This window comes from Pseudomonas sp. FP1742, from assembly GCF_030687145.1.
GTDB classification, from domain to species: Bacteria; Pseudomonadota; Gammaproteobacteria; order Pseudomonadales; family Pseudomonadaceae; genus Aquipseudomonas; species Aquipseudomonas frederiksbergensis_D.
In genome coordinates this window covers 680,038-703,774 of sequence record NZ_CP117460.1, presented here as the reverse complement: position 1 = coordinate 703,774, position 23,737 = coordinate 680,038, and the positions used below count along the sequence as shown (strand labels likewise).

Sequence of the window (23,737 nt, the reverse complement as noted above, 5' to 3'; positions counted from 1 at the left end):
TGTGTCAGGCCACTCAAATGTTGAATGTAAATCCGTCTTCGCGAGCAAGCCCGCTCCCACAGGGGATTGAGGGGAATTTTGAACATGCTGCAAGTCGACAAGCTGCACCAGTACTACGGCGGTAGCCACATCCTGCGGGGCCTGACGTTTGAGGTGAAAGTCGGCGAAGTCACCTGCCTGCTCGGGCGCAACGGCGTGGGCAAGACCACCTTGCTCAAATGCCTGATGGGTTTGCTGCCGGCCAAAGAAGGCGCGGTGAACTGGGAAGGCCAACCGATCACCACGCTCAAGCCGCACCAACGGGTGCATGCCGGTATCGCTTATGTGCCTCAGGGTCGGGAAATCTTTGGTCGACTGACTGTGGAAGAAAACCTGCTGATGGGCCTGTCGCGATTTCCCGGCTCCGAAGCCAAAGAGGTCCCGGCGTTCATCTACGAGCTGTTCCCGGTGCTGCTGCAAATGAAGCAACGCCGTGGCGGTGACTTGTCCGGCGGTCAGCAACAGCAGCTGGCAATCGGAAGAGCGCTGGCCAGCCGACCACGGCTGCTGATTCTCGACGAACCCACCGAAGGCATCCAGCCGTCGGTGATCAAGGAAATCGGCGCGGTGATCAAGAAACTTGCAGCCCGTGGCGACATGGCGATTTTGCTGGTGGAGCAGTTCTACGATTTCGCCGCCGAGCTGGCCGATCAGTACCTGGTGATGTCCCGGGGCGAGATTGTGCAGCAGGGTCGTGGCGAAAATATGGAAGCCGAAGGTGTGCGCGGACTGGTTACGATCTAACCTGCAGACTCCTGACGATAATTAAAAATCATGAATTTACCTGCCCCCATCACGCTGTTCACCCCGAGCTGGCATGCCGAGCTGGAACTGGGCTATGCCCGCTTCGGCGATGGCACACGCCCGGTGCAGCGCCGTCACAAAGGTCCGCTGCGGGTGCAGAAGCACCTGTATGCCGAAGGCCCCGAGGTGTGTCAGCACATCATCGTCCACCCGCCGGGCGGGATTGCCGGCGGTGATCGGCTGGACATCTCGGCCAGCGTCGGCACCCACGCCTGGGCACAAATCACCAGCCCCGGCGCCGCCAAGTGGTATCGCGCGGCCGGGCCGGCTTATCAGAAACTCGACTTGCGCGTGGCTGCCGGTGCTACGTTGGAGTGGTTGCCGCAAGAGACGATTATCTTCAGCGCGGCCCAGGCTGAACTCAGCACGAGCATCGACCTTGAGGGCGATGCCCGGCTGTTCTACTGGGACGTGGTCGCGCTGGGTCGCCCGGCCAGTGGCGAGCGCTTCGACCTCGGGCACTTTCAGGCGCACCTGGATATCCGCCGCGACGGCCAGATGCTGTGGCACGAACGCCAGCGCATTGCCGGGGCTGACGGTTTGCTCGATTCGCCGATCGGGCTGGATGGCCAACCGGTGTTTGCGACGTTGCTGGTGACCGGGGAGATTGATAGCCAACTGCTGGAGAAGTGCCGCTCGCTGCCCAATGAAGTGCGCGGGGATCTGACGCAATTGCCGGGGCTGTTGGTCGCCCGGTGCCTGGCCAGCGAGGCGCTGTTGGCGCGTGGTTGGCTGATTGATTTGTGGCGATTATTGCGCCCGACACTATTGGGTCGCGAAGCCATGCCACCACGAATCTGGAACACCTGAAATGCGATTCAATGTGGGAGCGGGCTTGCTCGCGAAGGTGGTGTGACAGACAACACCGATGGCGACTGACACTCCGCCTTCGCGAGCATGCCCGCTCCCACAGGGGATCTGTGCAAGCAGATCCAACTCTTTTTAATCTGCCCTGATGGATTTCTACGATGGACCTGACCCCACGCGAAAAAGACAAGCTGTTGATTTTCACCGCCGGCCTCGTGGCCGAGCGGCGTTTGGCTCGCGGCGTGAAACTCAATTACCCGGAGGCCATGGCCTACATTTCCGCGGCGCTGCTCGAAGGCGCGCGTGACGGCCAGACCGTGGCCGAGCTGATGCATTACGGCACCACCCTGCTCAGCCGCGAACAAGTGATGGAAGGCATCCCGGAAATGATTCCGGAGATCCAGGTCGAGGCGACGTTTCCCGACGGCACCAAACTGGTCACCGTTCACCAACCGATCGCCTGAGGCCGCGCCATGACTTACCACATCCGCGATGCGCTGCACGCCGATCTGCCGGCGATCCGCGACATCTACAACGACGCCGTGCTCAATACCACGGCGATCTGGAATGAACAGGCCGTGGACCTGGGCAACCGCCAGGCCTGGTTCAGCGCTCGGCAGGCCCTGGGTTATCCGGTGCTGGTGATTGTCGACGGCGACGACAACGTACTCGGCTACGCTTCATTCGGTGACTGGCGGCCCTTCGACGGGTTTCGCCACACGGTCGAGCACTCGGTGTACGTGCGCAACGACCAACGTGGCAATGGCCTCGGCCCGCAACTGATGGACGCGCTGATCGAGCGCGCCAAAGGCTGCAACAAACACGTGATGGTCGCCGCCATCGAAAGCGGTAACGGTGCCTCGATCCGGCTGCACGAGCGGGCCGGTTTTGTCGTCACCGGCCAAATGCCGCAGGTGGGTACCAAGTTCGGCCGCTGGCTGGACCTGACCTTCATGCAACTGATCCTCGACCCCGGCGTAATGCCACCCGGTCCCCACAAGGAGTGATGCCCCATGAACGCCGCCCAACTGCGACGCGTCAATGTTGAAAGCTTTGCGCACTATCGTCAGGGATTGATTGATCTGCTGCTCGACGCCGTCGGCTATGGCGCCAGCGTCGGGTTCATGGCGGATCTGGATGCCACCCAGGCCCGAGCCCATTTCGATGAAGTCCAGGACAACCTGAACAAAGGCAACGTGCTGCTGTGGGTGGTGGTCAAGGACGAACAGGTGCAGGCCAGTGTGCAACTGAACCTGTGCCAGAAAGCCAATGGGCTGAATCGCGCCGAAGTGCAGAAACTGCTGGTGCGTGAACATGCCCGTCGTCGCGGCCTGGGCCAGCAGTTGATGCATGCCCTGGAGCTCGCCGCCCGCCAGCATAAGCGCGGCATGCTCTACCTCGACACCGAGGCCGGCTCCCCCGCCGAAGACTTCTACAAGGCCCTGGGTTACACCCGCGCTGGCGAAATCCCTGACTACGCCTGCGACCCGAACGGGCGCTACAAACCGACCGCCCTCTACTACAAGATTCTCCAAGGAGCCCAGTGATGATTCCCGGTGAGTACCAGATCCAGCCCGGCGACATCGAGCTTAACGTGGGCCGACGCACTGTCAGCCTGAAGGTGGCCAACAGCGGTGACCGGCCGATCCAGGTCGGCTCGCATTATCACTTTTTCGAAACCAACGACGCCCTGACCTTCGACCGCGCCGCCAGCCGCGGCATGCGCCTGAACATCCCCGCCGGCACCGCCGTGCGCTTCGAGCCGGGGCAGAGCCGCGAGGTCGAGCTGGTGGACCTGGCCGGGCATCGCCGGGTGTTCGGGTTTGCCGGCAGGATCATGGGCGACCTTTAAGTAATGTGTTGCCTGCACTGGCCCCTTCGCGAGCAAGCCCGCTCCCACAGGGGAATGCGATCAAATGTGGGAGCGGGCTTGCTCGCGAATCTGTGAGCGAAGCGAACAGCCTCAAAATCAATTGAATCTCAAGGCGAACGAATGAAGATTTCCCGTCAGGCCTATGCCGACATGTTCGGCCCCACCGTCGGTGACAAGGTCCGTCTGGCCGACACCGAGCTGTGGATCGAAGTGGAACAGGACTTCACCACCTACGGCGAAGAAGTGAAATTCGGCGGCGGCAAAGTCATCCGCGACGGCCAGGGCCAAAGCCAACTGCTGGCCGCCGAGGTTGTCGATACCCTGATCACCAACGCGCTGATCATCGACCACTGGGGCATCGTCAAGGCCGACGTCGGCCTCAAGGACGGGCGCATCGCGGCCATCGGCAAGGCCGGCAACCCGGACATCCAGCCTAATGTCACCATCGCGGTGGGCGCCAGCACCGAAGTGATCGCCGGTGAGGGCATGATCCTCACCGCCGGCGGCATCGACACCCACATCCACTTCATCTGCCCGCAGCAGATCGAAGAAGCGCTGATGAGCGGCGTCACCACCATGATCGGCGGCGGCACGGGGCCTGCCACCGGCACCAACGCCACCACCTGCACGTCAGGGCCGTGGCACCTGGCGCGCATGCTCCAGGCCGCCGATGCGTTCCCGATGAACATCGGCCTCACCGGCAAGGGCAACGCCAGCCTGCCGGAGCCGTTGATCGAGCAGGTCAAGGCCGGTGCCATCGGTCTGAAGCTGCACGAAGACTGGGGCACCACCCCGGCGAGCATCGACAATTGCCTGACCGTGGCCGACCAGTACGACGTGCAGGTGGCGATTCACACCGACACCCTCAACGAGTCCGGTTTCGTCGAAACCACCCTCGCCGCCTTCAAGGGCCGCACCATCCACACCTACCACACCGAAGGTGCCGGTGGCGGTCATGCCCCGGACATCATCAAGGCCTGCGGTTTCGCCAACGTGCTGCCGAGTTCGACCAACCCGACCCGGCCGTTCACCCGCAACACCATCGATGAACACCTCGACATGCTGATGGTCTGCCACCACCTGGACCCGAGCATTGCCGAAGACGTGGCCTTCGCCGAAAGCCGCATCCGCCGCGAGACGATTGCCGCCGAAGACATCCTGCATGACCTTGGCGCGTTCTCGATGATCAGCTCCGACAGCCAGGCCATGGGCCGCGTCGGTGAAGTCATTACCCGCACCTGGCAGACCGCCGACAAGATGAAAAAGCAACGCGGCCCGCTGCCACAAGATGGTGAAGGCAACGACAACTTCCGCGCCAAACGCTACATCGCCAAGTACACGATCAACCCGGCGATCACCCACGGCATCAGCCATGAAGTGGGTTCGATCGAAGTGGGCAAGTGGGCGGATCTGGTGCTCTGGCGTCCAGCGTTTTTCGGGGTAAAGCCAACGCTGATCCTCAAGGGCGGCGCCATTGCGGCCAGCCTGATGGGCGACGCCAACGCGTCTATTCCAACGCCGCAACCAGTGCACTACCGCCCGATGTTCGCCAGTTACGGCGGTTCGTTGCATGCCACCAGCCTGACCTTTATCAGCCAGGCGGCGCAGGAGGCCGGTTTGCCTGAAGCCCTGGGGCTGAAGAAGAAAATCGCGGTGGTCAAAGGCTGTCGCGAGGTGCAGAAAACCGACCTGATTCACAACGACTACCTGCCGGACATCGACGTCGATCCGCAGACCTATCAGGTCAAGGCCGACGGTGTGCTGCTGTGGTGCGAGCCGGCGGATGTGTTGCCGATGGCTCAGCGTTACTTCCTGTTTTGAGATTCGCTCAGGTATAAAAAACCGGCACGAAGGGCGTCAGTCTTCGTGCCGGTAGGGTTGTTTGTCAGGTCAATCAGTGACTCGGTTCGACCGTGAAGGGAATCTCTACCCTTTGCAGCTTCGCCCGATCCATCGCCTGCTGGGTCAGGGTCTTCATCAGCGCTTTCATCTCGGTGTTGATCGCCTCCAGCTCGGCGGCATAAGCCTCGTCAGTCATGACCTCTCCCGGAGCAATCGCGCTTTCCGGTTTACCCAACTCTGCGGCGAGGACCCGCAGTTCTTCTTTGAGAGCTGCCTTGGCCTCGACCGATAGATTCGGTTCGGTCGCGCGCTTATCAAGCGCCATGTAAAACTCCGTCGTCGCATCGATTCGACGCCTGAAGACTTTGAAGGCGCTTCGATTCAAGCGCTGGATGAAAGTCTCCCAGAACGGCTGTTCGATGATCGAATCACGCAATAAGTCGCCGGCTTCCAGAGCCAGTACCCGCTGATAGGCACTTTCGATCATCTCGGGGGTGACACCGGTGTGCGTGCGAAATTGCAAGTCACGGGATTGCCAGGGCAGATCCAGTCGTTCGGCCAGGTCCGTCATGTAGGCCAGGTGCACCTCGACTTCATCGATGCTCCCCGAGACTCGGCCGTCAGCATCGACAACCCTGAATTGCTCACCGTTCTGCAGTCGCTCGGCGACCTCCTTGTGGGCAATCCGGCTCAACTCATCCAGTCGGGATTTGCCTCTGGCCAACTGCACCAGTTCCGCCTCCACCAGAGCCGGATTGCCCAGCTCATAGGCCTCGTGGATCAGCACCTCCACCCCCATCGCGTTGAACAGCTGTGCCCCGGCATCGACACAAAGGGTGACCTCATCCCTGCCCATGACAAAAAGATTGCGCCGCAGCTCGCTGTCCCTGGACATCGCTTCCAGCATTCTCCAGACCTTGCTCGTCATGTCCTTCCTGAACGCGAGGTCATGCTTGAAATGGCTGGACTGGGTCAGTTGCCTGATCTTGTTGAAAAAAGGCACTGAGCCGAACTCATCCTCAACGCTGTTCCAAACATCCTGTTTGGCCACCCACTCAGGTCGCGTCAAGCCTTCCTCCCACTCGAGGCTGTCACGTACACCGCGAGGCGGATATGGACGATCGGGGTCCAGACCGACGGACCGGATATAGCCTCTGAGCGTTTCCAGGTTGTCGGCCGACAACCACGGCGGGTCGCGATTCAATACCGTGCGCGCCAACAGCTCCGCGGAGGCTGAGCCGGGCGTCACCTGCGGGATAACGGTCAGTTCGTTGCGCTGCAGGTTCAGGTAAAAGTGCCGGAACCTGGGTTGAGCGAACAGCCCGTCCGGCCAGGTATTAATCCCGGTGTCACCCAGCATCAGGGTATGCAGCATGCGCATCCCACCGATATCGGGCACTCTCCCCAACGGGTTTCCTTGCAGATCCAGACTTTTCAGCCGGGAGAGCCATCTCAAGTAGGTAGCTCCCTGGGCATCCAGCACTATCCGGTTATCGCCGAGGTTCAGTTCGGTCAGCCCACGCATTCGCCCCACCGCACGAGGAAATTGCGTGAGCTGGTTACCGGTGAGATTCAGCGAACGGAGTTTCGGGAAATGAACCAGAAAAGTGACGTGGGCATCGTTCATTCCAGTGCCCAGCAAGTTCAGACTGGTGACGTGCTGAAAATCGGCTTCCAGCAGAGGCATGCTTCCCAAGTGTCGCCCCAGGGGAACGTTACTGAAATCAAGCGCTGTCCCGTACCGATTTCCCAAAGGGTCCACATCCCTGGGCCCGGTGTGCTGCCAGCACTGGCGAATGGTTGTGTAGATCGAGTTTCGGGTCTGCCATTCGGCAATGCCGGCAGGGCTGTACCTGAACGCTTCGGTGGGTAAATTGAGCCAGTGCCGGAAATTGGCATTGAGGCGATCGAACTCCGCCTCCAGTGCGCTTGCCCGCTGCTCCGGGGTAACGTCGTCGCCCCCGCCGTCCAGGTAAGCCTGGGCCTCGGTTTCCGTCCACCCGGGGCGCACACTCCTGACCCGCTCCTGCGGCGTCACTCGGCCGGTCAGTTGTCGAATGCCCTGAGAGGCAAACATGCCACCGCGCAACTTCATCGTTTCGGGATCGTAGGCGGGCTTGCGCAGAGGATTGTCCGCCAGCATCGGGCGCAGCTTGTCACGCGCCAACGGGGCATTTTGAACAGTGCGTTTGAGGGTCGCGCCTTGATAGATCTCGTAACCCAGCGCTTTGCGTTCGGCGTCGGGCAGGGCATGCAAGACGGATGAAAAAAGATCGTCGGCACCCCGCAGATGGTTATCCTCGGCATCCCGCGCTTCATAGCCCTCGTCCGTACTGACCAGCACTTTGCGCGTACGTGCGTTCTCCGGGCCGATGCTGTCGCGCAGGAGCCCGGTGAACGAATGTTCGCGAACTTCAATGCGCACGTCGCCCGGCCAGTTCGGCAAGGTCCCCAGGGTGTGCAGCGCCAGCCTTTGCGTATCAGGAGCGTGCATCGAGTCAAGGAACAGCCCTTCATAGGCGCGCGCCAAACGTACCTCCAGCAAGGCCGCCCGCACCTGTTGCCGCAGGTGCAAGGCAATGCGCTTTTGTTCGGCCAGTACTCGCAAATCCGCCGGGTCAGCGGCGGCCAGCAGTTCCTCGGCCACGCCGTCGGGCAATTGCGCAAAAGCATCCTGCAGCACCCGCACATTGGCATTGTCTGATGACGACAGACCGCTCTGTGGCAGCTTCCCCGTGTCCGCCCACGTCTTGAACCGTTCAATTGTGTCGACCAGCAACGCCGGCGGTGCTTCGTTTTCGACATGCAGCCGACGCAACACATCTGCTTCGACGCCACTGGCGATCCGGATCTGCTCAAGCGTTGCATCGTCGAACGTTTCTACCCTCGCCCCCAACCGTCGCATGAGTTCGGTCGAGGTCCATTCGACAGGGCGGTCGAGCTCGGTATGCCAGGTGCCGGCGCCATTGTGTTCAAGCTTCGGTTGGTAGGCCATCGCTCGATCCGGATGGAGAATCCGCGGTTGCCCCGTGAGTGGATCGTCTTGCACTGCAAAGTATTTACCGCCGATCGACAGAAATTCCTGATCGTTGTGCAGATACAGGCCTCGCTCGTTTGGCTTCGTATCCGGACTCAGACTGACTTGATGTTCATACGGACTCAGGTCCGGATTCCAGAGACGGGTCTTGCCGTCAGCGAGCACCACCGGCTTCAGCTGTTCGACAAAAGATGAAGGCCGGACCGCCGCCGCTGCGCCCGTGGGTAAAACATGCCCTGCCGCCATGATTGCCAACTGGGCAGCATTGATCAGGACACCGCACAGAAGCGCCGCCGCTTCTTCCTTGTCTCCCTTGCTCCAGTCCTCAATGCCCTCCATGGTTTCGAGCAGCATTTGCCCGACCATCACGCCCAACATGGCCTCTCCCAGGCCCGGCACCAGCATTGCGCCGAAGTTGAACACATTCCAGCCGATGTTCGCGTAACTCCTCAGCCGCGCCCAGCGGGCATTGGCATCTTCGTCGCCTGTGGGCACGGCGATATGTCGCGCATCGGCGATGGCCTTGTCGCGCCGCCATCGACTGAGCTGAGGCCAGAGCGCGCCTTCGATCACATGGGTGATCGGCTCTGCGTCGGGATTTTCCACTGCGGTTTCCCGCCACCATGGCCCCATGTCCAACGGTTCCCGCTGCTGCCAGGTGAAGGTGCTGAAGCGCTCCCTGACGCGAGCGAAAAACCTGCCCTGGTCTTTTTGCGGTACGAACCGACTGAAGAACTGCTGATAGTCCGACGAGCGCAACTGGCTCGTCAGCTCCTTCATGAAGTCGGTAAAGGACGGATATTCCTTCAAGGGATGTTCAGGGTCGTCCGGTACGTAGGCGATCAAGGCGCCATCGAGCCGGCTCTGCGTGAAAATATCGTTCCTGCCCAGCATCTCGTCGACCACACCGCTTGGCCCGTTGGCAAAAAAGGCCTTGAGCAGTTTGAATTGATCAAACTCCTGCCCGGGTAAAATGGCCAGTTTGCGCGACCACTCCATCATTGTTCGTTGGTCTGCCGGAACCAGGCTGTTGTAGATTCGCTTTACTCGTGTCGGATCAGCCACTGCACTGAACAACACGATACCCGACAGCTTCACGCCCAAAAGAGTCAGCCGATGAGACTGTAACGGGCGATTGCCCATCGTGACGTTTGTCTGGTTGTCTCGCAGTTGCTGCAACTTGCCATATGCATAAGAAGTGATATCACTCTTCAAATAGGCAATCAGCGCTGACTCATTGAACGCGGCCTTTTCGGTCCCGATGAAGTGCTGCTCAAGCGAGGCCTTGGCATCAACCGCCGAAGGGGCCAGCAACCCTTTGATGTGCCGCTGATATTGCCCACCGAGATCCAGATCCCTGCAAAGGCTCGCAAAACTTTCGATGGTCAACGAATGGCGCGTCAGGGCTCCTTCGGCGTCGGCAGTGAAAATGCCGGAGCCATCACGAAAGGCGCCAGCACGGGTTTCAGAGTCTTCGAAGTTATGGAGGGCGGCCTCCAGCAGAGTTGACTGCCTGAGCCGACTGGCATTGGTGTCGACGCCAAAACCCAGGAGCGCCGGAATATACAGCCGTACCGATGTCGCATGAACATCCAGATCCAGGTTCAGCTTTTCTTTCAGGGCCTGAACAAGCAAGGGTTCGGCGAACTTATTGATGTCCTTTTGTAAATCGCCCAGTGTGTCATCCAGACTGTCTTGCAACCGCCAGCGCTCACTGATGAGTTCGTTGAGATATTGACGGTTGATAGCACTTGCCTTGATGTACCACTCGGGAACGTCGGGTTTGATATCGGTAGTTGATACAAACCTTGATACAGACGGCTTCTTTATGAATGCGGGAACTTTAGTTGCAAGATAATTCAAATAAACATTGGCGCCTGCCGGCATCTCTTGAGAGATATCGGAAACGCCCCCTTCTGACAATTCATTCATTGCGCATGTATCCCTATGCGTTTGAGAAGAATGCCAAGCTTATTCAATACCTGCAAAAACAAAAGATTAAATAACTGTTGGAAAACAGCGACAAAACAAACAACACCTTCCAACTTAAGAATCTAAAAAACATATAAATACCACCTGCAAGACATGCAAGCATGATCCGGCGTGTCAGCGGTAGTTTTTACCGATCTACAAAGAGGCTAAGATGCCCAGACTCTCCAGGCAGGTAACGGCCATGCGCTTATCCGAATTCATCAGGCAACACGTGGACCGTATCGTCGATGAATGGGAACAGTTCGCCAGAACGATCACCCCGGCGGCCGAGTACATGGATCGAGCAGCCTTGCGCGATCACGCCAAGGCGATTCTGCTGGCGGCAGCGCGGGACATGACCACCGCGCAAACCGCCAGCGAACAGCTCGCCAAGGCCAAGGGCGAAGGCCCGGAGAAAACCCCAAGCCTGGATGAAGCGGGTGCCAGCCATGGCGAACTGCGGCATACCGTGGGCTTCGACCTGGTGCAGATGACCAGCGAGTTCCGCCATTTGCGGGCCTGTGTGATTCGGTTGTGGGTCGACAGCCTGGAGTCACCGGACCTGACCTATTTCCAGGACATGATCCGTTTCAACGAAGCCATCGATGAGGCCCTCGCCGAATCCACCGCCGCCTATGCCGAACAGGTCAACCATTCACGGGATCTGTTTCTGGCGATACTCGGGCATGACTTGCGAGCGCCATTGCAGGCAGTGAGCATGTCCGCCGAGTTACTGCTGCGTAAAGCCCCCCTTGAAGGCGATGCTTTGGCCTGTGCCAACAACATCAAGGATGGCGCGCGGCACATGGCGGTGCTGGTCAGCGATTTGCTGGAACTGGTGCGCAGTCGCCTGGGCAAGCGCCTGCCGATCGAACCGGCGCCCATGGACCTGGCCGAGACGGCTCGCGAAGCGATTGCCCAGGCTTGCGCTGCTCATCCGCAATGCGATCCGGTACTGAGCGTCGAAGGCGATACCCGGGGTGTCTGGGATGGCCGAAGGCTCGCTCAAATGCTGCAGAACCTGATCGGCAATGCCTTGCAGCACGGTTCGAACCACAGCGTGATCAAACTGACTCTCATGGGCGAAGCGGACAGCGTTCGGCTCACCGTGCACAACGACGGCACGCCGATTCCGCCCGAGGTCATCGGCACAATCTTCGATCCACTGGTACGCAGTGCCGACGAAGAACTCGGCGGGCCGAGCACCAGCCTTGGCCTGGGGCTGTTCATCGTCAAGGAAGTGGTTGATGCCCATGAAGGGACGATCGAGGTCAGTTCCAGTGAGGCCGAGGGCACACTGTTTACCGTGGTGTTGCCCAGGAAGGTGTGACGCCTTGGGACCGCTGTGGCGAGGGGGCTTGCCCCCCTCGCCACAGGTTTAGTGTTTACAGCTATTCGATCACCAGCCGCCCCAACCGCTGCTTGAGCATGCGGTTCTCGGCCCGCAGTTGCTGGACCTCGTCAAGCAGGTCCAGCGCCAGGGCGACGCCTTCCCATTCCAGTTCCAGGTCGCGCCGCAGCTTGGCGGCGCGCTTGGCCAGTACCAGTTCATAGTCGGTGAAACGCCAATTCTTGGGCTCTGTCCCCTGTGGTTCGAGGATGCCGTGTTCGACGATCTCGATCACATGCACGTCCGACAACTCGGTCGCCTCACAGAATTCTGCCAGGTCCAATAGAACGATCACGGGGTCGCTCATGATTGGGCTCCTCCTTATCTCGGAATCAAAAATTCTCTCGCGGATCGAAAGCGGCTTTTTTCGCCAACTCCTCCCACAACGCCTTGACGTCATGGTCGAGTTTTTTCGGCATCACCGCCTTGAGCTGCACGAACAGGTAACCACGGTGCCCGGCCTTGTGCATCAGGCCGTGGCCCTTGGCGCGCATGCGCTGGCCATTCTGGCTGCCGGCCGGCACCTTGAGGTTGATCTTGCCGGTCAGGGTCGGCACCGCGACTTCGGTCCCCAGCGCCAGCTCCCACGGTGCCAGCGGCAAGGTGATGATCAGGTTCTCGCCTTCGACATCGAATTTGGGGTGCGGCGAAAAACGAATGGTCAGGTACAGGTCGCCATTGGCCCCGCCACCGATGCCCGGAGCGCCCTGGCCCTTGAGGCGGATGCGCTCGCCGTCGGTCACGCCGGCGGGAATTTTCACGTTCAGGCTTTTACTGGTGTTGCTGACATGCTGGCCGGCAGCGTTGTACTGCGGCACCTGGAAGCTGACCTTCTTCGATTCGGTCGAGAGGGTTTCTTCCAGAAAAACCGGTAATTCCATTTCCACGTCTTGCCCTCGACGACCGGCGCTATGGCCCGACCGTCCACCACCACCGAAACCCGAACCACGGTTGCCGAAGATCGAACTGAAGAAGTCCGAAAAATCGCCCGTGTCCTGACCACCACCACCGAAACCACCACGACTCTGCCAACCCGGCGGGCCCTGGAACGGCTGGCCGTGGTGACCGTATTTGCGCAAGTCGTCGTATTCGGCGCGCTTGTCGGCGCTCTTCAGCGCTTCATAGGCTTCCGACGCGTCCTTGAACTTGGCCTCGGCGTCCTTTTCCTTGCTGACATCGGGATGGTATTTGCGCGCCAGCTTCCGATAGGCGGCCTTGATCGCCTTATCGTCCGCGGTCGGCTCCACGCCGAGAATCTTGTAATAGTCTTTGAAGTCCATCGAGGGAATCACCATCCATTATCGAAATCGCGCCGCTCGGTACAGCATGCTCTGGTTTACAGCGTTTGAATTGATCAATCTCAACTTTGTGACCGGGCAGCGCATCAGTAGTTTATCGGCAACCGGGCGCAGTTCTTGCTGTCGCCCAAGGATTGCCAAACCTATGCAGGGAAGTTTGGGGGCGATGGCCCATCTTTCAAGCGCAGATCAATGCGATTTAACAGATAGTCGGCCTTCGAATCTGCGCCGCACTGACATACACTGCGCGGCCGTTTTTTAACCGGAACTTGAAAGACATGAAAAACGCATCTCCAGCCCGTGCCTGCGGTATCGACTTCGGCACGTCCAACTCCACCGTCGGCTGGCTGCGCCCCGGCATGGAAACGCTGATCGCGCTGGAGGACGACAAGATTACCCTGCCCTCGGTGGTCTTCTTCAATATGGAAGAACGCCGCCCGGTGTACGGCCGGCTGGCGCTGCACGAGTACCTGGAAGGTTACGAGGGCCGCTTGATGCGCTCGCTCAAGAGCCTGCTGGGCTCCAAACTGATCAAGCACGACACCAGCGTCCTCGGCACGGCGATGCCGTTCAAGGACCTGCTCGGGCTGTTCATCGGCCAGCTGAAGAAGCGCGCCGAAGCCGCCGCCGGTCGGGAGTTCGAGGAAGTGGTGCTAGGCCGTCCGGTGTTTTTCGTCGACGACGATGAACTGGCCGACCAGGAAGCCGAAAACACCCTGGTGGACGTGGCCCGTGCCATCGGTTTCAAGGAAGTCTCGTTCCAGTACGAACCGATTGCAGCGGCGTTCGACTATGAATCCACCATCGAAAAGGAAGAGCTGGTACTGATCGTCGACATCGGCGGTGGTACGTCCGACTTCTCGCTGGTGCGCCTGTCCCCTGAGCGACGCGGACATGACAACCGTCATGACGACATCCTCGCCACCGGCGGCGTGCACATCGGCGGGACCGATTTCGACAAACAGCTGAGCCTGCAAGGCCTGATGCCGCTGTTCGGCTACGGCAGCCGGATGAAAAGCGGCGCCTACATGCCCACCAGCCACCACATGAACCTGGCGACCTGGCACACCATCAACTCGGTGTACTCACAGAAGTCGACCCTGGCCCTGGGCAGCATGCGCTACGACATCGAAGACACCGGCGGCATCGATCGCCTGTTCAAGCTGATCGACCAGCGCGCCGGGCACTGGCTGGCGATGGAAGTGGAAGAAACCAAGATTCAGCTGACTCATGCCGACAGCCGCCATGTGCCGCTGGACCGCATCGAACCGGGTTTGAGCGTTGAGTTGACCCGGGCACTGTTCGAGTCGGCCATCGACAATCTGCTGGAGCGGGTGCGCAACAGCGTGACCCAATTGCTGAACGACGCCAATGTGCGGGTCGATCAAGTCGATACGGTGTTCTTCACCGGCGGCTCGAGCGGGATTCCGGCACTGCGCAACAGCGTCTCGGCGATGTTGCCGAAGGCGCAGCATGTTGAGGGGAATATCTTCGGCAGCATCGGTAGCGGGTTGGCGATCGAGGCGATGAAGCGCTACGGCACTTTGGCCTGACGTAAGTTCTGCGGTGCGCCCTTCGCGAGCAAGCCCGCTCCCACATTCGACCGCATTCCATCTGGAGGAACTCGGTCGAATGTGGGAGCGGGCTTGCTCGCGAAGGGGTCAGTTCAGGCGACACATCTGCCGGATCAAACCATCCCCACCTGCTTCAACTCACTCTTCAGGTACGCGTAGTAAATCGGCCCTGCCACCACCCCCGGCAGGCCGAACGCGGCCTCGAACACCAGCATCGCCAGCAGCAACTCCCACGACTTGGCACTGATCTGCCCGCCGACGATGCGCGCGTTGAGGAAGTATTCGAGCTTGTGGATAAAGATCAGATAACCCAGCGCCGCCACCGCCACCCAGATCGACAGCGACAGGCCGACGATGGTGATCAAGGTGTTCGACATCAGGTTGCCGATCACCGGCAACAAGCCGAGCAGGAAGGTCAGCACGATCAGGGTTTTGGTCAGCGGCAGCTTGATCCCGAACATCGGCAGGATCACCGCGAGGAAAATTCCGGTGAAAAAGGTGTTGAGCAGGGAAATCTTGATCTGCGCGAACACGATGTTGCGAAACGCCTGGACCAACAGGTGCAAGCGGTCGAACAGCGCCGCGGCCAAGGGCTTGCGCTTGGTCAGGTCCGGCACGCGCTGCAAGGCGATGATCGCCCCCAACACCATACCGATCAGCAGCGTCACGAACATGTGCGCCGCGTCCTTGCCCACCAGTTGCAAGTCGCTCAAGTGCTTGCTCATCCACTCGCCGATGGCCACTCGGAACTCGGCGGCACTGGCCGGCAAATAAGCGTCGATGAACGGCGGCAGCTGCCCGCGTGCCCGGTCGACCACGCCCATGAATTTGTCGAGGGAAGCACCGGGGTTTTCCGCCTCGTGCAGCAGAAAACTGATCGCGCCGGCAAAGATCAGCGCCAGCACACTGACCACCAATGTTCCCAGCAATGCCACCGCCAACCAGCGCGCACGGCGGCCTTCGATCAGCCGTTGCAATTGCGGCGTGAGCATGTTGACCAGTTCGAATACCAACAACCCGGCCAGCAGGCTGGGCAGCAATCGCAGAGGGATCACCAGTAGCAAACCGCCAAAAATGATGACCCAACTGATGAGCAACAAGACCTGACGCTGAGAAAACGCTGACATACAGCCTCAAAACGAACGACGTGAAAGGATTGGCAGTCTGCCAGCGTTCCGGCGCCGAAGCGAGCGGAGACCCACAAGCGGCGTCACCCCGAAAAGATCGCAGCCTGTGGCAGCGCCTACAGGGAACGCGATCTCATGCGGGAGCTGCCGCAGGCTGCAATCTTTTGATGTTTATTTTTTCTTCAGGCACTCGCTCATGAACGCTTTGCGCGCATCGCCCTTGAGGGCCTTGGTGGCGGCATCGGCGTTGCAGGTTTTCATTTTTTCTTGCTGAGGAGTCAGGGGTTTGGCGGCATCGGCGGCCGGGGCGGCTTTGAGGCAGGTGCTCATGAAGGCTTTGCGCTCGTCGCCTTTAAGGCTCTTGGCGGTAGCGTCGGCATTGCAGGTAGTCATTTTGTTCTGTTGGGCAGTGGCAGCAAAACCCTGGGAGCAGAGCAGCAGACCGATCATCAACAACGGGGCACGCAACATCTTCATGGAGTTTTCTCCTTGTTACCGCACCGATGGGTACGGCCTCGCTCTGGAGTGTAGACAAAGCCTGTTACACGTTCACCTGCTATCAAGGTGGCTGCGTCGATACTGTTCCGGCGTGCACCCGGCTTGGCGCTGAAACATCGCGATAAACGCCGAGCCGGTGCTGTAACCCATGTCGAAGGCGATTTCCTGAATGCTGCGGCGGCTGTCCAGCGCTTCGATCGCCGCCAGAAACCGCAACCGTTGCCGCCATTCACCGAAACTCATGCCCAACTCGCGAACAAACTGCCGGGCCAGCGTGCGTTCGCTGACGTGAATCTGCCCGGCCCAATACGCCAACGGCCGGTTATCCCCAGGCTCGGCCTGCAAGGCTTCCAGAATACCAAGTAACCCGGGGCTGCTGGCGTAGGGCAAATAGCACTCATGCATGGGCGCCTGTTGCAGTTGGTCCACCAGCACTTGAGCCAGACGCTGGTCCGCGTCGTGCTCGGGAATTTTCACATCGCGGGCGGCGAAGTCTTTCAGGATCGCCTTGAGGATGTCGCTGATCGCCAGGGTGCAGGCCTGTTGCGGCAGATCGCGGCACAGCGTCGGCGCCAGGCAGACCGCGCGATAGTTGATCGGCTGATGGCTATAGAAACTGTGCTCGGTCCCGGGCGGCACCCATACCGCGTACTGCGGTGGCGACATGAAACGGCTGCCATCGACTTCCATGTGCAACACGCCATGGGCCGCGTACTCCAGCGTGCCCCACGGATGCCGGTGAGGGGCGGCGAATTCGTGGGCGTTGAAGTCCGCATAGCGGAAATACACCGCCGACGGCAGTTCGCTGAAATCCAGTAGGTCGATGTGTTTACTGTTCATGCTGTCTGGAATCAGGGGCAGGTTGTCTGGATCGAAGTATAGGCTTGTATCCAGACAGGCGGATAATCCCCCCTCACTAACGTTCTGGCTTTTTCCCGATGCAATACGCTTATCCCCTGCTGGCCATTTTCATTTGGGCCGGCAACACCGTGATCAACAAACTCGCGGTGGGCGCGATCTTTCCCGCCGAAATCGGCTTCTACCGCTGGCTGCTGGCCGGGATTCTGTTCACGCCTTTCATGCTTAAGCCGGTGATCGCCCATTGGCCGGTAATACGCCCAAACCTGGGGAGGATCTTCATCCTCGGCGTGCTCGGCATGGCGGTTTATCAGAGCCTGGCCTACTTCGCCGCAACGCTGACGTCGGCCACCAACATGGGGATCATTTTGTCGCTGATGCCATTGATGTCGCTGGCCATGGCGATGGTCAGCCTCGGCCAACGCCTGACCGCCGGTGCGCTGGCCGGCGCGGTGCTGTCGTTTGCGGGGGTTTTGGTGGTGGTGTCGTCCGGCAGCCTCGGCGCATTGCTCGAACACGGGGTGAACCTGGGCGACGCGATGATGCTGATCGCCACCCTGGCGTATGCGGTTTACAGCACCTTGCTGAAAAAGTGGCAGCTGCGCTTGCCGCCGCTGGTGTTGCTGTATTTACAGGTGCTGGTGGCGGTGGTGGTGCTGTTTCCGCTGTTCCTCGCCTCACCGAAAATCGGCCCGACCCTGCATAACATTCCGCTGGTGCTTTACGCCTGCCTGCTGGCCTCGATGCTTGCGCCGCTGGCGTGGATGCAGGCCGTGGTACGCCTGGGCCCGAGCCGGACCACGCTGTTTTTCAACCTGCTGCCGTTGATCACCGCGCTGATTGCGGCGGTGGTGCTGCATGAGCAGTTGGCGCTGTATCACCTGGTGGGTGGGGTGTTGACGTTGGGTGGGGTGATTTTGTCGGAGCGCTGGACTACCGTGCTGGGCCGCAAGAACAGCGTTGCCTGACCGGACGCCTTCGCGGGCAAGCCACGCTCCCACAGGTTTGGCGTCGTGCCCATTGCCAGCGTCAACGCCAAACCTGTGGGAGCGTGGCTTGCCCGCGAAGAACGATAACGCGGTCTAAACCCCCGCCGCCTTCAACCGCGCGGCATGCTCGACAAACAACCGCACCGGCTCTGCCCCTTTGCCCACCAGCCCCAGGGATTGGTTGACGATATCGAAGTGATCCATCGGGTATTGATCGCCAATCACCGTTCCCAGATGCGAGCTGTAGCGCCCGACCATCCCGTCGCACTGCCCCGCTTCACGCACGAAGGTTCTGGCAAACAACCGGCAACTGCGGTTGGTGCCGTCGAACAGGTTGCACCCGCGATCGGTCTTGCCCGGCTGCAAAGTCCCGGACCAGGAGTAATAGCGCACGCCATTGACCACTTCCGGGCCATGCCCACCCCAGGTGTCAGGCAGCCCCTGTGGATAACGCTGGTTGAACAGCGCCACGCCGGCCGTGGTCAGCGACTGGTGCGAAGCCGGGATGTCCACCGGCAGCCTCGGCCCGCGATACCCGGTTTCCAGCAGGCACATCAACGCACTGATCAACCACAGTAAAAAGCTGAGCAACCGGCCCTTGGCGCTGTCCGCCGGATAGTGATCATGCAGGTAGTCCGCCAGCTCCGAACCGTGATTGGGCCCGGCCACCGAGGTCACCGAAGCCACCTGGTCCGGGCGTTTTGCGGCGGCGTAACGGGCAGTCAGCGAGCCCTGGCTATGGCCGATCAGGTTGACCTTCTCGGCCCCGGTGTCGCGCAGGATTTCTTCGATCCGTGCCAGCAATTGTTCACCGCGCACCTCGGTTGAGTTGAGCGGTGAAACCTGCACCGCGATCACGGTCGCCCCATCCCGGCGCAATGCCGAAATGATCCCGAACCAATACGGATAGATCAGCAGACGGATAAACCCGAGCATCCCCGGGACCAGCACCAACGGGTAACGCGTGGCGGAGCCTTGCGACATGGATGAACATCCTTGTGGTCGGTGAGATGAAGCAAGGCTGGATGCAAGGCCTCAACCAAGCATCGCCACCCAAGATGACAACTCGACGACCAGTCTATGACATCCCCTACTTCAACCCCACCACGCCCGCCACAATCAGCCCGACCGACACCAGTTTGAGCGCCGTCAGGCTTTCGCCCAATAACGCAAAGCCGAGGAACACCGTGCCCAGTGAACCGATAGCGGTCCAGATCGGGTAGGCGATGCTCACCGGCAATTCGCGCATGGCCAGGGTCAGGAAATAGATCCCACCCACGGCCGCCACCACGGTGATCACCGAAGGCCAGAGCCGGGTGAAGCCTTCGGTGTACTTCATGCCCATGGCGAAGGTGACCTCAAACCCGGCGGCAATCAGCAAGAACAGCCAGGCCATCTAGAACTCCCTGGCCAGCGTCAGCAAACGCTGTTCGGCCTCGGCCACGGAAACCTGGAAGGTGCGCTCGGCGGACTCCTCACCCTCGGCGGCGACAACCGTGACGTCAGTGATGCCGATGAACCCCAGTGCCGTGCGCAGCAACGGGTCGGCATGGTTCATCGCTTCAAGCTCGCCACCGGGGCCGAAGCCAAACCCGCCGCGACTGGTGACGATCAACGCCTTCTTGCCCCGCACCAGCGGTTCGTACTGCGCGATGCCGTTGTCCAGGGTGTGATTGAACGTCAGCCCGAGCCGCACAATCTGGTCGATCCAGGCCTTGAGGCCACTGGGCACGCTGAAGTTGTACATCGGCGTGGAAATCACCAGCAGATCATGACCGAGCAACTCCCCCACCAACTCATCGCTGAGTGCCAGGTCGGCCTGCATCGACAGCGGTCGCGCTTGAGGCTCCGGATGAAAAGCAGCCGCTACGAAGGCTTCGTTGACGGCCGGGATCAAGGCCCGGCCGACTTCACGGCGGGTCAATTGCGACTGCGGGTTACGGACCTGCCAGGCTGAAAGAAACACCTCGGCCAACCGCCGCGAATGAGAGCGTTCGCCACGGGGGCTGGCGTGAATGGCAAGAATTGTGCTCATCTGAATCTCCTTAAGGGCTAAACTGAAACGGCTTGTGGCTGCAGCTTGAAGCGCACAGCCGCCTGCCTTCAAATGAGCAAAAATCAGTCTGGATGAATCTATTTCATCCATGGAGTTTTAAATGTTTGCCTCGCTGCCATTGACCGCCCTGCGGGCTTTCGAATCCGCCTCGCGCCTGCTGAGTTTCAAGGCTGCCGCCGAAGAGCTGTCCGTGACGCCGACGGCGGTTTCCCACCAGATCCGCTCCCTGGAAAACTGGCTCGGCGTGCCGCTGTTCGAACGACTGCCACGCCAGGTGCGCCTGACCGAGTGCGGCGAACGGCTGTTCCGCAGTCTGCACGGCGCCCTGCTGGAAGTGGCGCAGAGCGTCGATACCTTGCGCCCGCAACGCAGCGGCACGAGTCTGACGATCTCCACCACCGCCGCCTTCGCCGCCCTCTGGCTGGTGCCTCGACTGGGACGGTTCTACACCCGGCATCCGCACATCAGCGTGCGGCTGGACACTCACTGCGAAGTCATCGACTTGCATCAGGACGCCAGCGTCGAACTGGTGCTGCGCTACAGCCTCGACGATTATCCGAACCTGTATGGGTTGTGCCTGTTCGACGAATCCTTCGGGGTTTATGGCTCGCCTGAACAAGTGGCCCTGGCGACCAGTCGGGTACCCACCCTGATCAGCGTGCAGTGGCATAACTCCAAACTGTATGCCCACGGTTGGGAAGCCTGGTGCGCGCAATCCGGCGAAACCTGGCTGACCGGGCAGCCAGCGGTACGTGAATACGACGAAGAGCATTACGCCCTGCAAGCCGCCATCGCCGGGCAAGGCCTGGTACTGGCGAGCAATATTCTGGTGTCGGAGAGTGTGACCAGCGGTTTGCTGGTGCCTTATCGGGGTGAGATTCAGGTTGATGGGGCTGGATACAGCGCACTGTGCGTACCGGGACGCGAGCGGCATCCGCCGGTGCGGGCGTTTTTCGCGTGGTTGCAGGAGGAGGCCCGATTGTCTGGTCTGTTGCCAAGATCGCAGTCTGCGGCAGTTCCTACAGGGGAACGCATTCCAATGTAGGAGCATCGAAGACATCCTGGCCTGGGACATAGAGCATGCAGATGACTCGCCGATATTCTGAAAGATCTCTAGCGATTCTTGAACCGCCTTCGCGGGCAAGCCACGCTCCCACGGGTTTTGCGTCGTGCCCATTGTCGGCATGCGACACGAAACCCGTGGGAGCATGGCTTGCCCGCGATGGCGTCTTTACAGTCACCGCAAATTACTTGGTTGGCTTGACCGTCACCGGCGCCTTGCCCGCCTTCATCTGCTCCAGCAACGGCGCACACTGATTCGGCTCGCCGGCGCTCGGCGCGATCAGCGCCAGCAGGCCCGCCGCCGGCGCGGCAATCACCCCCAGCGCCACCATCCCGGCCCCACGCAGCATCAGCGGCACCGGTTTGACCCCTGCGTCCGGCTTGATGAACTTGCCCCGCACATACAGCGGCGAACGCAGCGAAATCAAGCGCCAGCCCTTGGATTCCGGGCTGATGGTCAGGTCCAGTTGCTCGGTCGCCATGTTCGCCGTGCCATCGATGTAGACAATCGCGTTCTCGGTATCGAAGACGAACAACTGCGTGGTCGCCAGACCGCTCTTGATGTCGAAATTGGCCGCCGCGCAGTTGATCTTCACTTCCTTGTCGCCAAAGATTTTCCCGACCACATAGTTGCCGACATTGAGCCCCGCCAGCTCCATCAACTCGCGACTGATCGCGCCATCATTGATCAGCATCTTCAAATTGCCGTCGGCAGTGCCCAGCAACTTGGCCACCGAGTTGCCACGACCGACAAGGTCGGCATCGCCATTGAGCTCACCAAAACTGGTTTTCATTCGCTCGATGGAGGGAAACAACTGCTTGAGCTTGAACTTGCGCGCGGTCAGTTTGGCCCGGCCTTCCAATGGCTCGGCGCGCCCGTTCAGACGAATCTGCGCATCCAGATTGCCGCCGGCCACGCCGAAACGCAGAGGTTCGAGGCTGAGCACGCCATCGGTGAGCACCAAATGGGTGTAGAGGTCGTTGAACGGCAGTTTTTCGCTGTGGACAATGCGCTTGCCAGTGAACTCGACGTCAGCGTCCATATCGCGCCAGCGCTCGGTCTTGAATTCCTCGACCGGCAGTATCTTGTCCGCCGGCTGCTTGCTTTCACCGCCGCGGGCCTTTTGCCTGGCATTGGAGTCGGCGCCGATCAGTGGGGCCAGGTCGGCAAACAACAGTTGATTGGACTCCACCGCCCCGCTGAGCTTGGGCCGCGGTTGGCTCGCGACATAGGCCAGATTGCCATGGATATCACTCTCGCCGATCTTGCCGTTGAAGTCCTCATAGCGGTAAACCGCCCCGCCCGACTCATGCAACTTGGCGGTCAAATGCCCATCCGTGGCGTACGGCGGGGTATCCGGCAGGGTCACGCCGATCAGCGGATAGAGATTGCCCAGGCTGGCACCGGCCAGCTTCAGGCGCAGATCCAGGGCGCCGAGGTTCAATGGATCGGTGAGCGTGCCGGCCAGTTCGACGCTGGTGTCGGCAATCTTCATTTGCGCATGAAGCGGGAACGGCTTGGCGGCATCCTGTAAGGCCAGCAAACCACCGATTTTGCCTTGGCCGGCCAGATTCTGGCCGTGGTATTGGCCTTTGACCTTCAACGCGAACGCGTAATCCTGCGGCGAACCGCCCTTCTCAAGCGCGGTTTTCGCCGCTTTGTCGCCGACGATGTCGCTGAATGGAATCGGCTTGCCCAGCGGATCGATAAGCAGATCCAGTTGAGTCTTCAGGCTCTGGTCGTCGAGCGTGATGTGGCCCTTGTCGAAGCCGATGGCGCCGATGTCCAGCACCCAGTTCGAAGGCTCGGCGTTCGGGTCCTTGGGGTCGAACTTGAATGTCCAGTTGGCGCGGCCGTCGGCCAGACGTTGTAGGTCGGCATTGGGCCCGGTCAGGTCGATGCGCGGGATCACCACCCGTTGCGTCAGCAAGGCCAGTGGCGAAATGCGCAGTTCGACACGCTTGAGAGTGGCCATCTGCGGTTGCTTCGACCAGTCAGGGTTGCCCAGGCTCAGGTCTTGCGCCACCACATGCGGCCACGGCACCCAGGCGCGCCAGCCACCTTCGTCGGGCTCGCGCTGCCAGGTCACAGCAAGGTTGCCATTGATAGCGAAAGGACGATGCAGCTCTTCGGATACTTTGGCGTTCAGTGGCGGTTTGATCCGGTTCCAATCGAAGAACGCGATGATCAGCACCAGGATGGCCAGCAGGACAACCAGCCCGGCAAAGGTCCATGTAAAAACTTTACGAGTGCGCGTCATTGCACAGAGCTCCTGAATACGACTGAGCGCCCTGACAACGACGCACTGATGAAACGTTAGGCCAGAACCGGCCTGTCATGAAATGTACGACTGGAAAATGGCTCGCAGGTTTAACCGGAAGACGATTCGGACGCAAATGACCGTCCCGCCTCGCCCCTTTTTGCGTTACTTGGCCCGCACTTTTGCGAGGCAAAAGTGAGTCGAAAATACCCACCTCAGTGCAAAATCACTCGCCGGAAACGCCCGTTCTA

Annotated in this window: 21 protein-coding genes; 11 read left to right on the top strand and 10 right to left on the bottom strand. The window is 60.3% G+C overall.

Going from position 1 to position 23,737, the window contains the following annotated elements:
- Nucleotides 1-84: 84 nt before the first annotated feature.
- The 7 genes from urtE to ureC all read left to right on the top strand — a co-directional run bounded on the left by urtE (nucleotide 85) and on the right by ureC (nucleotide 5,344).
- On the top strand, nucleotides 85-783 hold the full coding sequence (gene urtE, locus PSH64_RS03080) for an urea ABC transporter ATP-binding subunit UrtE (protein WP_305479870.1): 699 nt from the start codon (nucleotides 85-87) through the stop codon (nucleotides 781-783).
- Between the two features lie 30 nt (nucleotides 784-813).
- Nucleotides 814-1,653, top strand: coding sequence for an urease accessory protein UreD (locus PSH64_RS03075; protein ID WP_305479869.1), 840 nt, complete (start codon nucleotides 814-816; stop codon nucleotides 1,651-1,653).
- A 158-nt stretch (nucleotides 1,654-1,811) separates the two neighbouring features.
- Nucleotides 1,812-2,114, top strand: coding sequence for an urease subunit gamma (gene ureA / locus PSH64_RS03070; RefSeq protein ID WP_007937143.1), 303 nt, complete (start codon nucleotides 1,812-1,814; stop codon nucleotides 2,112-2,114).
- Nucleotides 2,115-2,123: 9 nt separating this feature from the next.
- Nucleotides 2,124-2,657 (top strand): GNAT family N-acetyltransferase, encoded by a 534-nt coding sequence (locus tag PSH64_RS03065; protein ID WP_305479868.1) that lies wholly within the window; start codon nucleotides 2,124-2,126, stop codon nucleotides 2,655-2,657.
- A 6-nt stretch (nucleotides 2,658-2,663) separates the two neighbouring features.
- Complete coding sequence (locus PSH64_RS03060) at nucleotides 2,664-3,197, top strand: GNAT family N-acetyltransferase (protein ID WP_018928452.1); 534 nt, start codon at nucleotides 2,664-2,666, stop codon at nucleotides 3,195-3,197.
- Nucleotides 3,197-3,502: an urease subunit beta gene (locus PSH64_RS03055; protein WP_008146494.1), complete on the top strand. Its 306-nt coding sequence runs from the start codon at nucleotides 3,197-3,199 to the stop codon at nucleotides 3,500-3,502. Before PSH64_RS03060 ends, PSH64_RS03055 begins: the two co-directional genes overlap by 1 nt.
- A 141-nt stretch (nucleotides 3,503-3,643) precedes the next feature.
- The gene (gene ureC / locus PSH64_RS03050) at nucleotides 3,644-5,344 is read left to right on the top strand and encodes an urease subunit alpha (protein ID WP_105340433.1); all 1,701 of its coding nucleotides are present in this window, start codon (nucleotides 3,644-3,646) and stop codon (nucleotides 5,342-5,344) included.
- Nucleotides 5,345-5,417: 73 nt separating this feature from the next.
- Here ureC and PSH64_RS03045 read toward each other — a convergent pair whose 3' ends face one another.
- On the bottom strand, nucleotides 5,418-10,334 hold the full coding sequence (locus PSH64_RS03045) for a dermonecrotic toxin domain-containing protein (RefSeq protein WP_305479867.1): 4,917 nt from the start codon (nucleotides 10,332-10,334) through the stop codon (nucleotides 5,418-5,420).
- A 241-nt stretch (nucleotides 10,335-10,575) separates the two neighbouring features.
- Between PSH64_RS03045 and PSH64_RS03040 the strand changes: the two genes are divergently transcribed.
- A complete protein-coding gene (locus PSH64_RS03040) occupies nucleotides 10,576-11,703 on the top strand; it encodes a sensor histidine kinase KdpD (RefSeq protein WP_105340434.1) in 1,128 nt (375 codons plus the stop codon).
- A 61-nt stretch (nucleotides 11,704-11,764) separates the two neighbouring features.
- Here the strand turns inward: PSH64_RS03040 and PSH64_RS03035 are convergent, their stop codons facing one another.
- Both PSH64_RS03035 and PSH64_RS03030 read right to left on the bottom strand, forming a co-directional pair.
- Nucleotides 11,765-12,070 (bottom strand): chaperone modulator CbpM, encoded by a 306-nt coding sequence (locus PSH64_RS03035; protein ID WP_105340435.1) that lies wholly within the window; start codon nucleotides 12,068-12,070, stop codon nucleotides 11,765-11,767.
- A gap of 25 nt (nucleotides 12,071-12,095) precedes the next feature.
- Nucleotides 12,096-13,043: a DnaJ C-terminal domain-containing protein gene (locus tag PSH64_RS03030; protein WP_305479866.1), complete on the bottom strand. Its 948-nt coding sequence runs from the start codon at nucleotides 13,041-13,043 to the stop codon at nucleotides 12,096-12,098.
- A gap of 296 nt (nucleotides 13,044-13,339) precedes the next feature.
- On the opposite strand from PSH64_RS03030, the gene PSH64_RS03025 reads away from it, so the two are divergent.
- Nucleotides 13,340-14,614: an Hsp70 family protein gene (locus PSH64_RS03025; protein ID WP_105340436.1), complete on the top strand. Its 1,275-nt coding sequence runs from the start codon at nucleotides 13,340-13,342 to the stop codon at nucleotides 14,612-14,614.
- A gap of 134 nt (nucleotides 14,615-14,748) precedes the next feature.
- Here PSH64_RS03025 and PSH64_RS03020 read toward each other — a convergent pair whose 3' ends face one another.
- The 3 genes from PSH64_RS03020 to PSH64_RS03010 form a co-directional block, all read right to left on the bottom strand.
- Nucleotides 14,749-15,762: an AI-2E family transporter gene (locus tag PSH64_RS03020; protein WP_007937079.1), complete on the bottom strand. Its 1,014-nt coding sequence runs from the start codon at nucleotides 15,760-15,762 to the stop codon at nucleotides 14,749-14,751.
- A 171-nt stretch (nucleotides 15,763-15,933) separates the two neighbouring features.
- Entirely contained in the window at nucleotides 15,934-16,239 is a 306-nt protein-coding gene (locus PSH64_RS03015) for a PsiF family protein (protein ID WP_105340437.1), read from the bottom strand.
- A gap of 72 nt (nucleotides 16,240-16,311) precedes the next feature.
- Nucleotides 16,312-17,100, bottom strand: coding sequence for a helix-turn-helix transcriptional regulator (locus PSH64_RS03010; RefSeq protein ID WP_105340438.1), 789 nt, complete (start codon nucleotides 17,098-17,100; stop codon nucleotides 16,312-16,314).
- Between the two features lie 98 nt (nucleotides 17,101-17,198).
- Here PSH64_RS03010 and PSH64_RS03005 point away from each other — a divergent pair, with 98 nt between their 5' ends.
- On the top strand, nucleotides 17,199-18,086 hold the full coding sequence (locus PSH64_RS03005) for a DMT family transporter (RefSeq protein ID WP_019582233.1): 888 nt from the start codon (nucleotides 17,199-17,201) through the stop codon (nucleotides 18,084-18,086).
- 114 nt (nucleotides 18,087-18,200) lie between these two features.
- Here PSH64_RS03005 and PSH64_RS03000 read toward each other — a convergent pair whose 3' ends face one another.
- The 3 genes from PSH64_RS03000 to PSH64_RS02990 form a co-directional block, all read right to left on the bottom strand.
- Nucleotides 18,201-19,091, bottom strand: a complete 891-nt coding sequence (locus PSH64_RS03000) for a triacylglycerol lipase (protein ID WP_305479865.1) — start codon at nucleotides 19,089-19,091, stop codon at nucleotides 18,201-18,203.
- A 106-nt stretch (nucleotides 19,092-19,197) separates the two neighbouring features.
- Nucleotides 19,198-19,503 carry a multidrug efflux SMR transporter gene (locus PSH64_RS02995; RefSeq protein ID WP_008068934.1) on the bottom strand — a complete coding sequence of 102 codons (306 nt, stop codon included), beginning with the start codon at nucleotides 19,501-19,503 and terminating at the stop codon, nucleotides 19,198-19,200.
- The gene (locus tag PSH64_RS02990; protein ID WP_105340442.1) at nucleotides 19,504-20,142 is read right to left on the bottom strand and encodes an FMN-dependent NADH-azoreductase; all 639 of its coding nucleotides are present in this window, start codon (nucleotides 20,140-20,142) and stop codon (nucleotides 19,504-19,506) included.
- Nucleotides 20,143-20,263: 121 nt separating this feature from the next.
- Between PSH64_RS02990 and PSH64_RS02985 the strand changes: the two genes are divergently transcribed.
- Nucleotides 20,264-21,208, top strand: coding sequence for a LysR substrate-binding domain-containing protein (locus PSH64_RS02985; RefSeq protein ID WP_305479864.1), 945 nt, complete (start codon nucleotides 20,264-20,266; stop codon nucleotides 21,206-21,208).
- 202 nt (nucleotides 21,209-21,410) lie between these two features.
- On the opposite strand, the gene PSH64_RS02980 is transcribed toward PSH64_RS02985, so the two are convergent.
- Nucleotides 21,411-23,486, bottom strand: coding sequence for an AsmA family protein (locus tag PSH64_RS02980; protein WP_305479863.1), 2,076 nt, complete (start codon nucleotides 23,484-23,486; stop codon nucleotides 21,411-21,413).
- Between the last annotated feature and the right edge of the window lie 251 nt (nucleotides 23,487-23,737).

Excerpts from the sequence above, each read along its gene's own strand:
- PSH64_RS03025 (WP_105340436.1), top strand. The coding sequence starts at position 13,340 with ATGAAAAACGCATCTCCAGCCCGTGCCTGCGGTATCGACTTCGGCACG.
- PSH64_RS02995 (WP_008068934.1), bottom strand. The coding sequence starts at position 19,503 with ATGGCCTGGCTGTTCTTGCTGATTGCCGCCGGGTTTGAGGTCACCTTC.
- PSH64_RS03020 (WP_007937079.1), bottom strand. The coding sequence starts at position 15,762 with ATGTCAGCGTTTTCTCAGCGTCAGGTCTTGTTGCTCATCAGTTGGGTC.
- PSH64_RS03060 (WP_018928452.1), top strand. The coding sequence starts at position 2,664 with ATGAACGCCGCCCAACTGCGACGCGTCAATGTTGAAAGCTTTGCGCAC.
- PSH64_RS03010 (WP_105340438.1), bottom strand. The coding sequence starts at position 17,100 with ATGAACAGTAAACACATCGACCTACTGGATTTCAGCGAACTGCCGTCG.
- PSH64_RS02985 (WP_305479864.1), top strand. The coding sequence starts at position 20,264 with ATGTTTGCCTCGCTGCCATTGACCGCCCTGCGGGCTTTCGAATCCGCC.
- PSH64_RS03055 (WP_008146494.1), top strand. The coding sequence starts at position 3,197 with ATGATTCCCGGTGAGTACCAGATCCAGCCCGGCGACATCGAGCTTAAC.
- urtE (WP_305479870.1), top strand. The coding sequence starts at position 85 with ATGCTGCAAGTCGACAAGCTGCACCAGTACTACGGCGGTAGCCACATC.
- PSH64_RS02980 (WP_305479863.1), bottom strand. The coding sequence starts at position 23,486 with ATGACGCGCACTCGTAAAGTTTTTACATGGACCTTTGCCGGGCTGGTT.
- PSH64_RS03000 (WP_305479865.1), bottom strand. The coding sequence starts at position 19,091 with ATGTCGCAAGGCTCCGCCACGCGTTACCCGTTGGTGCTGGTCCCGGGG.
- ureA (WP_007937143.1), top strand. The coding sequence starts at position 1,812 with ATGGACCTGACCCCACGCGAAAAAGACAAGCTGTTGATTTTCACCGCC.
- PSH64_RS03065 (WP_305479868.1), top strand. The coding sequence starts at position 2,124 with ATGACTTACCACATCCGCGATGCGCTGCACGCCGATCTGCCGGCGATC.
- PSH64_RS03045 (WP_305479867.1), bottom strand. The coding sequence starts at position 10,334 with ATGAATGAATTGTCAGAAGGGGGCGTTTCCGATATCTCTCAAGAGATG.
- PSH64_RS03015 (WP_105340437.1), bottom strand. The coding sequence starts at position 16,239 with ATGAAGATGTTGCGTGCCCCGTTGTTGATGATCGGTCTGCTGCTCTGC.
- PSH64_RS02990 (WP_105340442.1), bottom strand. The coding sequence starts at position 20,142 with ATGAGCACAATTCTTGCCATTCACGCCAGCCCCCGTGGCGAACGCTCT.
- PSH64_RS03030 (WP_305479866.1), bottom strand. The coding sequence starts at position 13,043 with ATGGACTTCAAAGACTATTACAAGATTCTCGGCGTGGAGCCGACCGCG.
- ureC (WP_105340433.1), top strand. The coding sequence starts at position 3,644 with ATGAAGATTTCCCGTCAGGCCTATGCCGACATGTTCGGCCCCACCGTC.
- PSH64_RS03075 (WP_305479869.1), top strand. The coding sequence starts at position 814 with ATGAATTTACCTGCCCCCATCACGCTGTTCACCCCGAGCTGGCATGCC.
- PSH64_RS03035 (WP_105340435.1), bottom strand. The coding sequence starts at position 12,070 with ATGAGCGACCCCGTGATCGTTCTATTGGACCTGGCAGAATTCTGTGAG.
- PSH64_RS03040 (WP_105340434.1), top strand. The coding sequence starts at position 10,576 with ATGCGCTTATCCGAATTCATCAGGCAACACGTGGACCGTATCGTCGAT.
- PSH64_RS03005 (WP_019582233.1), top strand. The coding sequence starts at position 17,199 with ATGCAATACGCTTATCCCCTGCTGGCCATTTTCATTTGGGCCGGCAAC.